The organism is Nocardia brasiliensis NBRC 14402 (assembly GCF_000308475.2).
Taxonomy (GTDB): Bacteria; Actinomycetota; Actinomycetes; order Mycobacteriales; family Mycobacteriaceae; genus Nocardia; species Nocardia brasiliensis.
This window is the reverse complement of record NZ_BAFT02000047.1, coordinates 24,790-39,312: the sequence shown is the minus strand read 5'-3', so window position 1 is coordinate 39,312 and position 14,523 is coordinate 24,790. Positions and strand designations below refer to the sequence as shown.

General features: G+C 69.0%; 15 protein-coding genes. 5 read left to right on the top strand and 10 right to left on the bottom strand.

What is annotated here, in order from left to right:
• Positions 1–6: 6 nt before the first annotated feature.
• The 3 genes from TY25_RS15305 to TY25_RS15295 are packed head-to-tail and all read right to left on the bottom strand — an operon-like array spanning position 7 to position 2,739.
• Positions 7–675: an ABC transporter permease gene (locus tag TY25_RS15305; RefSeq protein ID WP_042256805.1), complete on the bottom strand. Its 669-nt coding sequence runs from the start codon at positions 673–675 to the stop codon at positions 7–9.
• Between the two features lie 16 nt (positions 676–691).
• Entirely contained in the window at positions 692–1,843 is a 1,152-nt protein-coding gene (locus TY25_RS15300; protein WP_042256802.1) for an ABC transporter ATP-binding protein, read from the bottom strand.
• A gap of 11 nt (positions 1,844–1,854) precedes the next feature.
• Positions 1,855–2,739, bottom strand: a complete 885-nt coding sequence (locus TY25_RS15295) for an ABC transporter substrate-binding protein (RefSeq protein WP_172595743.1) — start codon at positions 2,737–2,739, stop codon at positions 1,855–1,857.
• Positions 2,740–2,983: 244 nt separating this feature from the next.
• Here TY25_RS15295 and TY25_RS15290 point away from each other — a divergent pair, with 244 nt between their 5' ends.
• Together TY25_RS15290 and TY25_RS15285 are read left to right on the top strand one after the other, a co-directional pair.
• Positions 2,984–3,877, top strand: a complete 894-nt coding sequence (locus tag TY25_RS15290; RefSeq protein ID WP_042256801.1) for a glycine betaine ABC transporter substrate-binding protein — start codon at positions 2,984–2,986, stop codon at positions 3,875–3,877.
• Between the two features lie 41 nt (positions 3,878–3,918).
• The gene (locus TY25_RS15285) at positions 3,919–4,140 is read left to right on the top strand and encodes a hypothetical protein (protein WP_042256799.1); all 222 of its coding nucleotides are present in this window, start codon (positions 3,919–3,921) and stop codon (positions 4,138–4,140) included.
• An 82-nt stretch (positions 4,141–4,222) separates the two neighbouring features.
• On the opposite strand, the gene TY25_RS15280 is transcribed toward TY25_RS15285, so the two are convergent.
• The 4 genes from TY25_RS15280 to TY25_RS15270 form a co-directional block, all read right to left on the bottom strand.
• Entirely contained in the window at positions 4,223–5,443 is a 1,221-nt protein-coding gene (locus TY25_RS15280; RefSeq protein WP_052382985.1) for an NAD(P)-dependent malic enzyme, read from the bottom strand.
• Positions 5,444–6,039: 596 nt separating this feature from the next.
• Positions 6,040–7,839 carry an FAD-dependent oxidoreductase gene (locus TY25_RS15275; RefSeq protein WP_042256797.1) on the bottom strand — a complete coding sequence of 600 codons (1,800 nt, stop codon included), beginning with the start codon at positions 7,837–7,839 and terminating at the stop codon, positions 6,040–6,042.
• 51 nt (positions 7,840–7,890) lie between these two features.
• Positions 7,891–8,157, bottom strand: coding sequence for a hypothetical protein (locus tag TY25_RS41665; RefSeq protein WP_081868888.1), 267 nt, complete (start codon positions 8,155–8,157; stop codon positions 7,891–7,893).
• Positions 8,154–9,008: a PHP domain-containing protein gene (locus TY25_RS15270; protein ID WP_042256839.1), complete on the bottom strand. Its 855-nt coding sequence runs from the start codon at positions 9,006–9,008 to the stop codon at positions 8,154–8,156. The genes TY25_RS41665 and TY25_RS15270 overlap by 4 nt, the downstream gene beginning before the upstream one ends.
• A gap of 64 nt (positions 9,009–9,072) precedes the next feature.
• On the opposite strand from TY25_RS15270, the gene TY25_RS15265 reads away from it, so the two are divergent.
• Positions 9,073–10,149, top strand: a complete 1,077-nt coding sequence (locus TY25_RS15265) for a magnesium and cobalt transport protein CorA (protein WP_042256796.1) — start codon at positions 9,073–9,075, stop codon at positions 10,147–10,149.
• An 18-nt stretch (positions 10,150–10,167) separates the two neighbouring features.
• Here TY25_RS15265 and TY25_RS15260 read toward each other — a convergent pair whose 3' ends face one another.
• The 3 genes from TY25_RS15260 to TY25_RS15250 are packed head-to-tail and all read right to left on the bottom strand — an operon-like array spanning position 10,168 to position 12,225.
• Positions 10,168–10,749, bottom strand: coding sequence for a suppressor of fused domain protein (locus TY25_RS15260; protein WP_172595715.1), 582 nt, complete (start codon positions 10,747–10,749; stop codon positions 10,168–10,170).
• A 3-nt stretch (positions 10,750–10,752) separates the two neighbouring features.
• Complete coding sequence (locus tag TY25_RS15255; RefSeq protein WP_014987935.1) at positions 10,753–11,244, bottom strand: YflT domain-containing protein; 492 nt, start codon at positions 11,242–11,244, stop codon at positions 10,753–10,755.
• Between the two features lie 12 nt (positions 11,245–11,256).
• On the bottom strand, positions 11,257–12,225 hold the full coding sequence (locus TY25_RS15250) for an HpcH/HpaI aldolase/citrate lyase family protein (protein WP_042256795.1): 969 nt from the start codon (positions 12,223–12,225) through the stop codon (positions 11,257–11,259).
• A 51-nt stretch (positions 12,226–12,276) separates the two neighbouring features.
• Here TY25_RS15250 and TY25_RS15245 point away from each other — a divergent pair, with 51 nt between their 5' ends.
• Both TY25_RS15245 and TY25_RS15240 read left to right on the top strand, forming a co-directional pair.
• The gene (locus TY25_RS15245) at positions 12,277–13,563 is read left to right on the top strand and encodes a magnesium transporter MgtE N-terminal domain-containing protein (protein WP_042256794.1); all 1,287 of its coding nucleotides are present in this window, start codon (positions 12,277–12,279) and stop codon (positions 13,561–13,563) included.
• Positions 13,556–14,119, top strand: a complete 564-nt coding sequence (locus TY25_RS15240; RefSeq protein ID WP_042256793.1) for a DUF1003 domain-containing protein — start codon at positions 13,556–13,558, stop codon at positions 14,117–14,119. The genes TY25_RS15245 and TY25_RS15240 overlap by 8 nt, the downstream gene beginning before the upstream one ends.
• Positions 14,120–14,523: the final 404 nt, after the last annotated feature.

Genomic DNA, 14,523 nt, shown 5'->3' with positions numbered 1-14,523 from the left:
TCGCCGTCACGAGCGCCGGCCTTTCGTCTGCGCGGTCCGGACGTCGGCCCGCACCCACGGCGTCGACCAGCGGCCGAGCACGTAGATCAGGCGGTCGAAGATCAAGGCCAGCGCCAGGATCACGATGATGCCCGCGACGATCTCGTCGGGGTAGTCACGCTGGTAGCCCTGCGTGAACAGTTTGCCGACGCCGCCGACGCCGATCAGCGCGCCCACCGACACCATCGCGATATTGGTCACCACGACGACCCGCAGGCTGGACACGAAAACCGGTATGGCCAACGGCATGTCGACCGTCAACGTGCGCCACAGCGAACTGAACCCGACCGCGTCGGCGGCGTCGACCACGTCGGCGGGCACCGAATCCAGCGCCGCCGGCACGGCGATCACGAGCAGCGCGGTCGAGTACATGGTCAGTGCGATGATCACGTTCAACGGGTCGATCGTGGAGATCCCGACCAGCGGCGGGATGATCACGAACAGCGCGAGCGACGGAATCGTGTACGCCAGGCTGGCCACGGTCACCGTCACCCGGCGCAGCCAGGTCACCCGACGCACCAACGCGCCCAACGGAATCGCGATCACCAAGCCGAGCAGCAGCGGCACCAGCGCCAAGTACAGGTGGGTCTTGGTGAAGCCCCAGATCTCGGCGAAGTTGTCGATCAGGTATCGCACGCAGGCCTCCCGCGGGTCACCGCGCTTCTTCCTGTTCGAAGAAGTGCCGGTTGCGTTCGGCGTCCTCGGTGGCGCGCTGGCCGGCCAGCTGTTGCAGCACCTCGGTGGCGAGCACGCCGCCGCGCACCGCGCCCGCCTCGTCCACGGCCACCCCGATACCGGAGGGCGAGGAGATCGCGGCGTCCAGCGCCTGGCGCAGGTCGCCGGTCGGCGTGAACAGCGAGCCGCCCGCGGATGTGCTGTCCGCCAAGGCATGTCCGGCACGCACCGACTCCACGCCGGTGACATCGATCCAGCCCGCGGGCTTGCGTTGCGCGTCGACGATCAGCACCCAGTCCCCGCGATCCAACCGCAGGGCGGGCACCTCCGCGGCGGTCGCGGTCCGAACCTCGTGCAGCGGAACCTCTTTCGCCGTGCGGAAGGACAGGCCGCGATAGCCGCGGTCCCGGCCGACGAAATCGGCGACGAAATCGGTGGCGGGCTGGGCGAGTACGTGGTCCGGCGGAGCGTACTGTTGCAGCACCCCGCCCCGGCCGAATACCGCGACCCGGTCGCCGAGGGTGATCGCCTCATCGATGTCGTGGGTGACGAACACGATGGTCTTCCGCAATTCGGCTTGCAGCCTTTGCATTTCGATCTGCAACTCGGCCCGCACCACCGGATCGACGGCGCTGAACGGCTCGTCCATCAGCAGCACCGGCGGGTCGGCGGCCAGCGCCCGGGCCACCCCGACCCGCTGCTGCTGCCCGCCGGACAGCTGGGCCGGATACCGGCCCGCCAGCGAGCGATCCAGGCCGACCCGGTCCAGCACCTCCAACGCCGCGGCCCGGGCCGCCTTGCGCGAATCACCGCGCAGCACCGGCACGGTCGCGACGTTGTCCACGACCGTGCGGTGCGGCAGCAGCCCGCCGCTCTGGATCACATAGCCGATACCGAGCCGCAGCTTCACCGGGTCGGCCTGCGAAATATCCTGTCCGGCAATGGTGATCGTGCCCGAACTGGGCGTGATCATCCGGTTGATCATCCGCATCGACGTGGTCTTGCCACAGCCGGACGGGCCGACGAACACGGTGAACGAGCCGGACTCGATGCGCAGATCGAGATCGGTGACGGCGTGCGTGCCGTCCGGATAGGTCTTGCTGATACCGCGGAACTCGATATCGGACAACGTGTTACCTCTTATCCGGCCGGCGTGTTCAGCCCCTGGGCCGCCACCCAGGCCACGGCCGCGGCCTTCGGTTCGGTCTTGGCCGTACCGGAGACCGCCTCGTTCAGCTTGATCAGCTCCGCGGTGGTCAGCTTCGCCGAGGCGGCGTTCAACGCGGCCAGCGCCTTGTCCGTCTTCTTCGCCGCGTTGAACAGCGGAACCACGTTCTGCGCCGGGAAGTTGTGCTTCGGATCCTCCAGCACCACCAGGTTGTTCTGCGTGATGGCGGGTGAGGTGGTGAAGATGTCGGCGGCGGTCACCTGGCCCTCGACCAGCGCGCGCACGGTCGCGGGGCCACCGCCGTCGGCGATCGGCACGAAGTTGTTCGCGGCGATGTCGAGGTTGTAGTTCTTCTTCAAGCCGGGCAGTCCGCCCGCCCGCTCCTGGAATTCCGCGGGCGCACCGAATTTCACCTCGGCCGAGTGCGCGGCCAGATCCGCGATGGAGCGCAGATTCCAGCGCTCGGCGGTCGCCTTGGTCACCACCACCGCGTCGGAATCCTCGCCGGGCGCGGGGGCGCCGACCGCGAGTTCGCTGCCGAGCGCCGCGGCGAGCGCGCTGTTCACGTCCGCGGCGCTGGTCGCGGTGGCGTTCTTGTCCAGGTACTGCAGCAGGTTGCCGTTGTACTCCGGGATCACCGAGATCGCGCACTGGCGCACGGCCGGGACGTAGGCTTCCCGGCTGCCGATATTCAGTTTGGTGTCGACCTTGAAGCCGTTGACGCGCAACACCTCCGCGTAGATTTCCGCGACCGTCTCCGACTCCGGGAAGTTCGCGGAACCGACGACGAGCCCGTCGCCGGCGCAGTCGCCCTTGCTCGCCAGTGGATCGGAGTTGCCGCAGGCGGACAGGATCATGGCGACGGCCAACGCGGCGGCGGCGAAGATGAACCGGGTGGCGCGCAGCGCCAGCCGCAGCGCCGACCGACCGTGCCGCGCGGCATCGGGGGTGATCGAGGTGTTCACTGGAGTCCTTCCGGCATGACGAGCAATGCGAGGTCCCGGCGCAACCGAGCCACCGGTACATTCTGGGTGTCCATACTGCCCGCTTCAGGGTGTTCCTGTTGGCTCTGTCGATCTCTCGGAGAGTTGGTGTCGCCGGATGATGCTGGCCGCGTCGCTGCGGATGCTGGCTCGAATAGTGCTCGTCGCAACCGCCGTCACGACCGTGTCCTGCGGTAACGATGATCAGGACGCGCGGATCACGGTCGGCGCGGGCGACGCTGTCGAGTCGGTGGTGCTCGCCGAAATCTACGCGGGCGCGCTGGCGCGCACCGGCGCGCGGACCGCGGTCGATACCGGATTAGGTGAGCGCGCCGACTATCTGGCCGCGCTCGACGCCGGGCGGATCACCCTGCTGGGCGAGCACAGCGGCGCACTGCTGACTCATCTCGACGCGCACGCTCCCGAACGCACGCCGAAGAACGTCGCCGACGCACTGAGCAAGTCGTTGCCCGAGGGACTGCTGGTCTCCGATATCGCCGACGGCACCGACCTGCGCGCGCGAGTGCTGCTCACTACGGAGGCGGCAACGCACGACGGCGTGCAGTCCGTCCACGACCTCGGCCCGAGCTGCGGCACCCGCACCGCGGGGGTGGCGCCCGCCGCGGGCCTGCTGACCGCGCCGCCCGCCGCGAACACGGTGACCGGCTGCGCTTTCGCCGCGACGATCCCGTTCCCTGACCTGGCCGCGCTGCGAAAAGCCCTGCTGGACGGGCAGATCCAAGCCGGGCTGCTGCTCGGGCCGCCCGCCGCGGGCGCGGACTCGACCGACGGGCTGACCATCCTGTCCGACGACGACTACGCCGTGCGCGCCGAGAACGTGCTGCCCCTGTTCCGCAAAGGCACGCTCGACCAGACGCAGATCAAGAAGCTGAATTACGTTGCGGGCGAACTCACCACCGAAGACCTCGCCGAGCTGATCCGCCGCGTCCGCGACGAGCGTCGCGACCCCGCCGACGTGGCGCGGGCCTGGCTGGACGACCACGCGCTGTGAATTCGTCCGCGGCGGCACGGTTTGCGGATAACGTCTGATCGGTGAGTATCAGGTTCATCGGCGGCTATGTGGCGATCGTGGCGTTGCTGCTCTACGTCTGGTCCACCCTGCCCGACAAGAATCCGCTGTTCGCGGTGGCGCTGCTGGTCGCGCTCGGCGCGATGATCGCGCTGAACCTCTGGATCCGGATCTCCGCGCGCCGCCAAGAGCGAGCACGCAAGGCGGCGCGCGCCGATCGGAAACCGGTGCCGTCCGGCGAATAGCCCGAGCAACTCCTCGGCCACACACCAAAGAACGCCCCGTTCGCCGTTGAACGAGGCGTTCTTTTATCTGTGACAGCTACTGCTACGCAACACCTTCGGCGCGCGCGGCGGCCGCGACGGCCTCGGCGACGGCCGGGGCGACCCGCGGGTCGAGCGGGCTCGGCACGATCTTGTCCGGGCCCAGCTCGGCGGCGACGACGCTGAGAATGGCGTCGGCGGCGGCGATCTTCATGCCCTCGGTGATCCGGCGGGCGCCCGCGTCCAGCGCGCCCTTGAAGACACCCGGGAACGCGAGCACGTTGTTGATCTGGTTCGGGAAATCGCTGCGGCCGGTGGCCACGATCGCGGCGTACTTGCGCGCGACCTCGGGGTGGATCTCCGGGTCCGGGTTGGACATGGCGAACACGATCGACTCCGGCGCCATCGAAGCGATGAGCTCCTCGGCGATCAGGCCGGCGGACAGACCCAGGAACACATCGGCGCCGTCGAGCGCTTCGGCGGCACCACCATTGAGGCCGCGCGGGTTGGTACGGGTGGCCAGCTCGGCTTTCACCTCGTTGAGGTCGGTGCGCTCGCGGCTGACGATGCCCTTCGAGTCGAGCACGGTCACGTCCCGCACGCCCGCGGCGAGCAGGATGTTCGTGCACGCGACACCGGCCGCGCCCGCGCCGGACACGACGACCTTCAGGTCCTCGATGCCGCGACCCTGCACCTTGGCCGCGCCGTTGAGGGCGGCGAGCACCACGATGGCGGTGCCGTGCTGGTCGTCGTGCATGACCGGGCAGTCCAGGGCCTCGATCACGCGCTTCTCGATCTCGAAGCAGCGCGGCGCCGAGATGTCTTCCAGGTTCACCGCGCCGAAGCTCGGCCGCAGCTTCACCAGCAGGTCGACGATCTCGTCGACGTCCTTGGTGTCCACCACGATCGGGATCGAGTTCAGGCCCGCGAACTTCTTGAACAGCGCCGCCTTGCCCTCCATCACCGGCAGCGAGGCGCGCGGGCCGATATCGCCGAGGCCGAGCACCGCGGTGCCGTCGCTGACCACCACGACCAGCCGCTCGGTCCAGGTGTAGCGCTTGGACAGTTCCTCGTCCTGCGCGATGGCCCGGCTCACCTGGGCGACGCCCGGGGTGTACGCGATCGAAAGGTCGCGCTGGGTTTCCAACGGCGAGCTGAGTTCCACCGAGAGCTTGCCGCCAAGGTGTCCCGCGAAAATCTCGTCGTGCGTAATAGCGGAAAGGCTCGCTGCGTCGTCTGCGCGGGGGGCCGTGGTGGCATTCGGTGCGTCAGTCACAGGTGACACGATTTCACTCCTGCTCGGATCGGACAAACCGGTGGACGGTTACCGCCGGGTATATAGGTATTAGGGATTCATTTCGCTCATCGAGTGCGCTGACCGGTACGTTTCGCGGCGATCGGCGAGTCACGAAAACTCGTTGCCGATTTCGCTGACGTGGCGCGGCACTGATCCGCGGAGCGAGAGCCGGACGGGTGGGTCCGGACAGAACATGCGGCGTGATCCTCGGGTCACGACGGTGCGTCGCGAGGCGGAGATCTCCGTAATCCCAGTACCCGGCGGTGGCTTGGGTAAGGAATCCGACACATTCTGCCAGCATGATCCGCGACTTGCCAAACCGGTCGGGTCTGCGTCGTGTCGCGCGCCTGTCTCCAGGCTAGCGGCCCGGAATTACCGAGCCGTAAGCGAAAACTCGCACCTCCCCGCGCCCAACCGGTGAGTTGTCCCAACCCGGCCAGGTCGACCGGTGTGAGCGCGTCATTGGAGACCCCGCGTCGCGCCCGTGCGGTGCTGACCGCAGCGTGCCCGGCGCTGGCCGCAGGTCCGGCGCTAGACGCGGGGCCGGCGCTGGCCGCAGCGGAGGTGTTGCCGGGGCGGGGATCTCAGCGGGACGGTGACGTCAGCTTTGCTGCGACCGGTGTGGGCGCGGGCTCGGGGACGATCTCCGGGGCATCTGGGATGGCCGCGGAGCGGGCGGTGAGCATGCCGGGCTCGCGGGGGTGGGCCAGGACCATGCCGTCGTCCTGCGTGCTGATGACGGCGACGTTCCGTCTGCTCCAAGTGCGGGGCTCGCGCGGGGAGGGTACCGAGACCGGCTCAGGCGCGGCGGACGCTGCGGGCGCGTGCGCAGTGGACGGCACAGGACCGTGCGCAGTCGATGGTTCGGGCTCGGGTGGGTGGGGACGGACCCAGACTGTGTCCAGGCCGCCGGACGTCAGACGAACCCGCCAGTCCGCCTCGGCACCGGGATGGTCTGTGCGGCGGTGCATACCGCGGGTTTCGGTGCGGGCGAGGGCGCTGTATTTGGTCCAGCGGGCGACCGCGAGCAGGGCTGCTGCCTGGCGGGCGCGCAGCCGGTCCAGGCCGGTGCCACCCAGGTCGAATTCGGCGCCGGGCCACATCGAGTCGAGTTCGCCGATGCTGTCGCGCAGGCTGCTGCCGCTGCGCCAGTAGCTGCGTCGCAGCGGCAGCGTGTGCTCCTGGACGAGGCCGACGACCGCGCGCGGATCGATCCGTGCCACGGCGTTGAGCCCGGCGCCCGGGACCTCGAGGACCGGGGCGTCGCGTTCGGCCGTACGCGCGTACGCGGCCGCGCCCGCACCGGCCCACACCCCGGAGGCGATCGCCCACGCACCGCCCTGCCCACCGAACCCGCTCACCGCGCCGGTGATCGGTTCCCGCGTGGTCACGTCGCCCGCGGCGAACAGTCCGTCGACCGTGGTCGCGCAGTCGTGGCCGGTGATCCGGAGCCCGCCGGTGCCGCGCACGGTGCCCTCCAGCACGGCCCGCAGCGGCACCCGTCCGGCGTGATCGACCAGGCCCAGTTTCGCGAGCCCGCCGCGCAGCAGCGCGGGCACTTCGTCGAGCGCCGCGAACACGCGCCTGCCGTCGGCGATCGCGGCGAAGGCGGCGGCGCGATGGCCCTCCAGGACCGCCCCCGACTCGTCGTAATAGGTGGCGAAATGCAGTGCGAGACCACTGGAATGCACCGCCCCGGCGGGCAGCGGCGCCTGCGGCGCGGGCACCAAGCCGTACGCGCTGGAGAACTCCATGCCGGAGAGTTCGGCGCCCGCCTCCGCCGCGAACAGCAGACCGTCACCGGTGTCGACATCGGTGCCCGCGCCGCCGGACAGGAACGCGCACCCGCCGGTCGCCACCACCACGGCGCCGGCGCGCACGGTCCACGTCCGATATTGATCGAGCTGCCGCACCCCGGCCGCGCCCGCGACCCGGCCCTCCCGGTCGACGAGCAGTTGCAGCGCCGGATGGTGATCGAGCACGCGCACGCCCGCGGCGAGCACGCTGCGCCGCATCCGGCGCAGATAACTCGCACCGTCCAGGTAGACCCGCAGCGCGGAGCCGGGGTCCGGGCCGGGAAAGCGATATCCCCAACCGGCCAATTGCTCGACGCGGTGGTGGGTCTCGTCCAGCACCCGGTGCATCCACGCCGGGTCGCCGAGCCCGCCACCGTGGGCGTAACCGCGGTCGACGGCTTCGTCGCGGGCCGGTCCGGGCGGAATGTTCCACAGCGAGGTGGTGCCGTGCGCGGTCGGTCCGCTGGTGCCGCATCGCGCTTTGTCGGCGAGTACTACTCGCGCGCCGTTCGCCGCGGCGGAGACGGCGGCCCAGGTTCCGGCGGGACCTCCACCCAGAACCAGTACGTCCGTCTCGAGTTGCGTCACAATGAGAAATATTCGGCCACAATTCACGAAGCCGCAACCATTACCGCAATTTCAACTCCACCATTGTGTCCAAAGCAGCAATCCAGCCGCAACGAAAACAACCGCTGATCCAGAAAATGCGGCCAAACCCCGACGCTTATCCGAATAAATTTGTGCCGCAAGGGCAATCACCGTCGCCGCCACATGCCAGGTGACCGATTCGGCGCCGGGACCGGGAAAGTCGCGCCGGGCCGCGATGACCGCGGTACCGACGACGACGAGCATCAGTGCGAAGGTGCCCGCGGCCACGAGGCCGCTGAGCCCGCGCCACACCTTCACGAGGCGATCACCGGCACGCCGGTGGCCTTGCCCACGATCAGCTCCAGCTGCTCGGGATCGGTGGTGAACTCGCCGAGCCGGATGGTCTTGTTCGCGCCGTGATAGTCCGACGAGCCCGTGGTCAGCAGGCCGAGTTCGGCGGCGAGGTCGCCGAGGATCGCCCGGTCGGCAGCCGAATGGTCGATGTGGTCCACCTCGAGCCCGCCGAGCCCGAGCGGGGCGAGTTCCCGGATGGCGTCCAGTGCCAGCATCCGGCCGCGCTTGCGGGCCCGCGCGTGCGCGAGCACGCTCACCCCGCCCGCGGCGGCGATCATCTCGACCGCCCGGGCCAACGGCGTGTCGGCCTTTTCGGCGTAGTAGGGACCGTGCGGCGCGAGCAGCTCCTCGAACGCCGCGTCCACGCTGGGCACCACGCCCGCCGCGACCAGCGCCCGGGCCAGATGCGGGCGACCCGCCGACGGACCCGCCGAGGCGAGCACCGCGTCGGGATCAATCGGCAAACCGTCGGCAACCATGCGGTCGGCCATCGCGCGCACCCGCTCGACCCGCTCGCCGCGTAACCGTTCGCGCTCCTCGGCGAAACAGCGATCGGCCGGATCGAACAGGTAGGCCAGCAGGTGCACCGGCACCGGCCAACCGTCCTCGCCGAGCCCGATGCACGACATCTCCATGCCCCGAACCAGCGTGAGCCCCTTCGGTAGCGCGTCGACCGCTTCGGCCCAGCCCGCCGTGGTGTCGTGGTCGGTGATCGCGAGGACGTCCAGGCCGGCGGCGGCCGCGTTCCGGACCAGTTCGGCCGGAGAGTCGGTGCCGTCGGACGCGGTCGAATGGGTATGCAGGTCGATGCGCACGCCCTCCAGTCTTACAGTGCCGCCGACCGGCCCCGCACGCCGCAGGCGACGTAGCATCGCCGATGTGCCGTCCATTCCGCCGCTTCCGTCCTTCCGCGGTTCCGGTCGCGCGGAGCGCAAGCTGCCGCGCATCCCGATTCCGACCGCGCGGGCCATCGTCGACTGCGGCGTCTATGTCGAAGGTCGCCGGCTCCCCGGCCGATTCACCCATCGCGACGCGCTGGCCGAGGTGCGCAACCGCGGCGCGGGTTTCGTCTGGGTGGGCGTGCGCGATCCGGACGAGGCCCAGATGGCCGATATCGCCGAGGCTTTCGAGCTGCACGCGCTGGCCGCCGAGGACGCGGTCTCGGCGCATCAGCGCCCGAAACTGGAACGCTACGACGACACCCTGATCCTGGTGATGCGCACGGTCGCCTACGTCGAGCACGAATTGCACAGTGTCAGCGAGATCGTGGAGACCGGCGAGATCATGGTCTTCGTCGCACCCGACTTCGTGGTGACGGTCCGGCACGGCGAACATTCCGAACTCGCCACGCTGCGTAAGGAATTGGAGGCCGATCCGGCCAAGCTGATGCTGGGCACCGGCGCGGTGCTGCACGCGATCGCCGACCACGTGGTGGATTCGTATATCGAGGTGACGCAATCGATCGAGCTCGATATCGACGCGATGGAGGAAGAGGTCTTCACACCCGGCAACCGGGTCGCGATCGAATCGATCTACCAGCTCAAGCGGGAGGTGGTCGAGCTACGCCGGGCGGTGAACCCGCTCGCGATCCCGCTGCAGTTGCTCGGGCACAAGCCGGAGATCCCGCTGCCCAAGGAGATTCGGCGCTACATGCGTGATGTGGCCGATCACCACGCCGGGGTGGCCGAGCGGATCACCGATTTCGACGAGGCGCTCAGCGCGCTGATCAGTGCCGCGCTGGCGAAGGTCGGCGTGCAGCAGAACACCGATATGCGCAAGATTTCGGCCTGGGTCGCGATCGCGGCGGTGCCGACGATGATCGCGGGCATCTACGGCATGAACTTCACGCACATGCCCGGACTGGAAGCGAGCTGGGGCTTCTGGCTCGTCATCGTGGTCACGCTGGGCATCTGCGGCGGGCTCTACCTCACCTTCCACCGCAACAACTGGCTCTGAGCACGAACTGCGCGGTGGCTAGAGGCTCGCCGCGCCGCGGCCGGGGTCGCGCACATCGATACCCGCCTCGGCCCACGCCTCGCGCAGCGCCTGTGCGCCGCGCACGCGCACCCAGGCCGCCTCGGTGGCCGTCACGGGGGTGACCGCGAAATAGCGAACCGGCTCCGCGGGCTCGGGCAGCACCACCTCGGGAATCCCGCTGTCGCCCAGAAGAACCGCGGTGAACGGCGCGTTGTGCCACATCGGTTCACCCAGGTCCATCAGCGCGTCCGCTTGCAGCACAACGCCTTCCACCGCGGGCGCGGCGGCGAGCACGCCGAGCGTCTTCGCCAGACCCGAGGCCGCCCCGGCACCCGCCCGCAAGGTGAGCACCAGTTCGGCCCGGGGCCCGCGCACCGGATCGGCAAGCAGCGCAGCGGGATCGGTCATCGGATGACGAGACCCGCCCACCGTCGCGTAGTGCACCACATCGTCGCCGACGATCCGCAGGATCTCGATCGGCTCCAACCCCAGGAACGTCACCGACGCCGAATCGACGCCGGTCGCCGCCACACCGAAATGGTCCAGCACACCGGTGCGGACCGTCTCCACCACACCCATGCGTCAGATGGCCAGCCGCGCCAGCATGTCCCGCGCCTGCTCGGCCGACTTCGGGTCGCACAGCACGTCGTAGCGTCCGGCCACCAACTGCATGGTGGAGGCGAAGTCGCGCTGCCCCTTGGTCGCCGCGTACGGGATCGAGGTGGAGATGACACCGAAGATGATGCCGCCGACCAGACCGACCAGCAGCGGGCCGAACGCGCCGTTGGTGGTGAACAGGCTCAGCAGCAGACCGAGGAACAGGCCGAGCCAGGCCCCGCTCACCACCCCGCCGCCGATGACCTTGCCCCAGGTCAGCCGGTAGAGCACCCGCTCGACCTGCATCAGATCGACACCGACGATGGTCACGTCCTGCACCGGGAACTGTCCGTCGGCGAGGAAATCGACCGCCTTCTGGGCCTCGGCATAGGTGGGATAGGAGCCGACCGGCCAGCCGGACGGCGGCGTCGGCAGGCCCTGCCGTCCGCGATTCGAGTTCCCCAAGGGATTCGTCATGTCTCTATTCTGCTATTCCGCCCGGTTTCCGGGTGGACTGAAACGCGTGGTCCGTGTCATTGCCGCGGCCCGGCCCTTGTCGGCGATCACCCGGGCCATCTTCGCGCTCGCCTCGTCGATCATCTCGTCGCCGAGCATGACCGCGCCGCGGGCGCCGCCCTCGGCCGAGGTGTGGTAGGCGTACGCGTCCAGGATCAGTTCGGCCCGGTCGTAATCGGATTGGCGCGGGCTGAAGATCTCGTTGGCGGCCGCGATCTGCCCGGGATGCAGCACCCACTTGCCGTCGAATCCGAGCGCCGCGGTGCGCCCGGCGGCCCGCCGGAATCCGTCCACGTCGCGGATCTGCAGGTAGGGGCCGTCGATCGCCTGCAACCCGTGCGCGCGGGCGGTGAGCAGGATGGTCATCAGGATGTGGTGATAGGCGTCGCCGGTGTCGTAGCCCTCCGGCTGCTCGCCGACCACCAGGGTGCGCATGTTGAGGCTGGCCATGAAGTCGGCGGGACCGAACACCAGCGCCTGCACCCGCGGGCTCGCGGTGGCGATCTCGTCGATATTGCGCAGGCCGAGCGCGTTCTCCAGCTGCGGCTCGATGCCGATCCGGCCCTGTTCCAGTCCGCACACCTTTTCCAGCTGGGTGAGCAGCAGATCGAGGGCGCGGACCTGACCGGCGTCGGTGACCTTGGGCAGCAGGATGGCGTCCAGGTGCGCGCCCGCCCCCTCGACCACCGTGATCACGTCCGCGTAGGTCCACGAAGTCGTCCAGTCGTTGACCCGGACCACGCGCAGTTGCGCGCCCCAGTCGGAATCGTTGAGCGCCGCCACGATATTCGCGCGCGCCTCGGCCTTGGCGGCGGGCGCGACGGCATCCTCCAGATCGAGAAACACCTCGTCGACGGGCAGCCCCTTGGCCTTGTCGATCATTTTCTTGCTGCTGCCGGGACAGGCGAGCACCGAGCGGCGCGGCTTCAAGATCACTCCCATCGATCGTGGCGCGGGTACGTCACCCGGCCGCGAACCTCTAGCCTGGCAAGCATGGCAGCTACCAGGGTGTACGTCGCCAGGCTGGCCGGCCTGGTGGTGTTGGGGCCGGACGGCGAGTCTATCGGCCGGGTCCGCGACGTCGTCGTGGCCATCCGCTACGACCGCCAGCAGCCCCGGGTGCACGGCCTCGTCGTCGAATTACCAACCCGGCGCCGCATTTTCGTGCCCATGCTGCGGGTCACGGCGATCGAGCCGGGGGTGGTCACGCTCAATACGGGCACGGTGAGCCTGCGCCGGTTCAATCAACGCCCGGGCGAGTTGCTCGCTCTCGCGCAGATCGTGGATTCGTCGGTGCGCGTGGAAGATCCCGACCTGCCCGACCTGCACGGGGTGGACGTCTTCGTGGTCGATCTCGGCATCGAACTGACCCGCACCAGGGACTGGCGGGTGAATCGGGTCGCGGTGCGCGGGCATCGCAGGCTCGGCCGCCGCCGGACCGTGCACGTGGTGGACTGGATTCATGTCGCCGGGCTGACGCCCTACGAGATCGGCAGGCCCGGCCAGGACGTCACCCAGCTGCTCGAGCAGTTCGAGGGCATGCGGCCCGCCGACGTCGCGCACCTGCTGCGCGAACTGCCGGAGAAGCGACGGCTGGAGGTGGCCGTCGCGCTGGACGACGAACGCCTCGCCGACGTCGTGCAGGAACTCCCTGACGACGAGCAGGTCGCCCTGCTCGGCCGGCTGGAGGTGCGGCGAGCAGCCGACGTGCTGGAGGCGATGGACCCCGACGACGCGGCCGACCTGCTCGGCGAACTGCCCGTCGGCGAGGCCGAATCACTGCTGGCGCTGATGGACCCGGAGGAGTCCGAACCGGTCCGCCGGCTGCTCGAGCATTCCCCGTACAGCGCTGGCGGTCTGATGACGCCCAAGCCGGTGATTCTGACCCCGTCCACCACGGTCGCCGAGGCGCTGGCCCGGGTGCGCAACCCGGACCTGACGCCCGCGCTGGCCTCGATGGTGTTCGTGGTCCGCCCGCCGACCGCCACCCCGACCGGGAGATACCTGGGTTCAGTGCATATCCAGCAGCTGCTGCGGGAACCACCGGCCCATCTGATCGGCGGCATTCTCGACGCCGATCTGGCTCCGCTGCGGCCCGACGTCCCGCTGACCGCGGTGACCCGCTACTTCGCCACCTACAACCTGGTCTGCGGGCCGGTGGTGGACGACGAGAACCATCTGCTCGGCGCGGTCAGCGTCGACGACGTGCTGGACCATCTGCTACCCGACGACTGGCGCGACCAGGAAGAGCTGCACGAGGGGATACCGGGACATGAGTGAAAAACCCGGCGGCGCCCGGCAACGGCTGGAGACGCCGGTCGAGGGCCGGTTCCGGATCGACTGGGACGCCGAGGCGCTCGCGCGCAGCAGCGAACGCGTCGCCCGCTTCCTCGGCACCGGCCGCTACCTGGCCATTCAGACGATCGTCGTAATTGTTTGGATCGTGTTGAATGTTTCGGTCATCGCGTTGCGCTGGGATCCGTATCCGTTCATTCTGTTGAATCTGGCGTTCTCGACCCAGGCGGCCTACGCCGCGCCGTTGATCCTGCTGGCGCAGAACCGGCAGGACAATCGAGATCGGGTCTCGCTGGAGGAAGACCGGATGCGGGCCGCGCAGACCAAGGCGGACACCGAATTTCTCGCCCGCGAACTCGCCGCGCTGCGGATCGCGGTGGGCGAAGTGGCGACTCGCGACTATCTGCGCAGGGAATTGGAGGAGCTGAAGGAGATACTCGATCGGATCGAAGGCGCAGGCGCCGAGAAGCCTAGACGCAAGAAAAACTCCGCCCGAAAGCAGGCTCCGATCCCGGTTTCGCCGCCTGTAGCTGACGATTGACCGGCATTACGTAACAACTACCTGCTGGAAATGCGAACAACTACCTGACTGGTGGGTAACCTGGACAGCGTTGTCCTGAGCGGCGGCAGGCCAGGGACTGGGCGAGGACGGGCATCCGACCCTCGCGGGCACCCCACCGACGCCGCTTCCACGACGTAGAGGATTGGTGTGGCCGAATGCGAATTTCTACCCCGATAACCGTCTCGGCCCTGGTCGTCGCTGGTCTTGTAGCCAGTGGCTCGGCCTCCAACCTCGCCACCTCGAGCACCACGCCCAAAGCTCCCGAGGCTTTGTTGGCCGCGTCCACAAACCCAGCAAATTCCGGTAGCTCGGACAGCGCAAGCCAGACCGGTCTGTCTCGGACAGTCGGCCTGCTTCCGGTCACCCAGGACGTTCCCCGCAAA

What these genes read in the sequence shown, in the direction of transcription:
- TY25_RS15295 (WP_172595743.1), bottom strand. Translation starts at nt 2,739, where the DNA reads ATGATCCTGTCCGCCTGCGGCAACTCCGATCCACTGGCGAGCAAGGGC.
- TY25_RS15290 (WP_042256801.1), top strand. Translation starts at nt 2,984, where the DNA reads ATGATGCTGGCCGCGTCGCTGCGGATGCTGGCTCGAATAGTGCTCGTC.
- TY25_RS15260 (WP_172595715.1), bottom strand. Translation starts at nt 10,749, where the DNA reads ATGGGTGTGGTGGAGACGGTCCGCACCGGTGTGCTGGACCATTTCGGT.
- TY25_RS15255 (WP_014987935.1), bottom strand. Translation starts at nt 11,244, where the DNA reads ATGACGAATCCCTTGGGGAACTCGAATCGCGGACGGCAGGGCCTGCCG.
- TY25_RS15250 (WP_042256795.1), bottom strand. Translation starts at nt 12,225, where the DNA reads ATGGGAGTGATCTTGAAGCCGCGCCGCTCGGTGCTCGCCTGTCCCGGC.
- TY25_RS15245 (WP_042256794.1), top strand. Translation starts at nt 12,277, where the DNA reads ATGGCAGCTACCAGGGTGTACGTCGCCAGGCTGGCCGGCCTGGTGGTG.
- TY25_RS15240 (WP_042256793.1), top strand. Translation starts at nt 13,556, where the DNA reads ATGAGTGAAAAACCCGGCGGCGCCCGGCAACGGCTGGAGACGCCGGTC.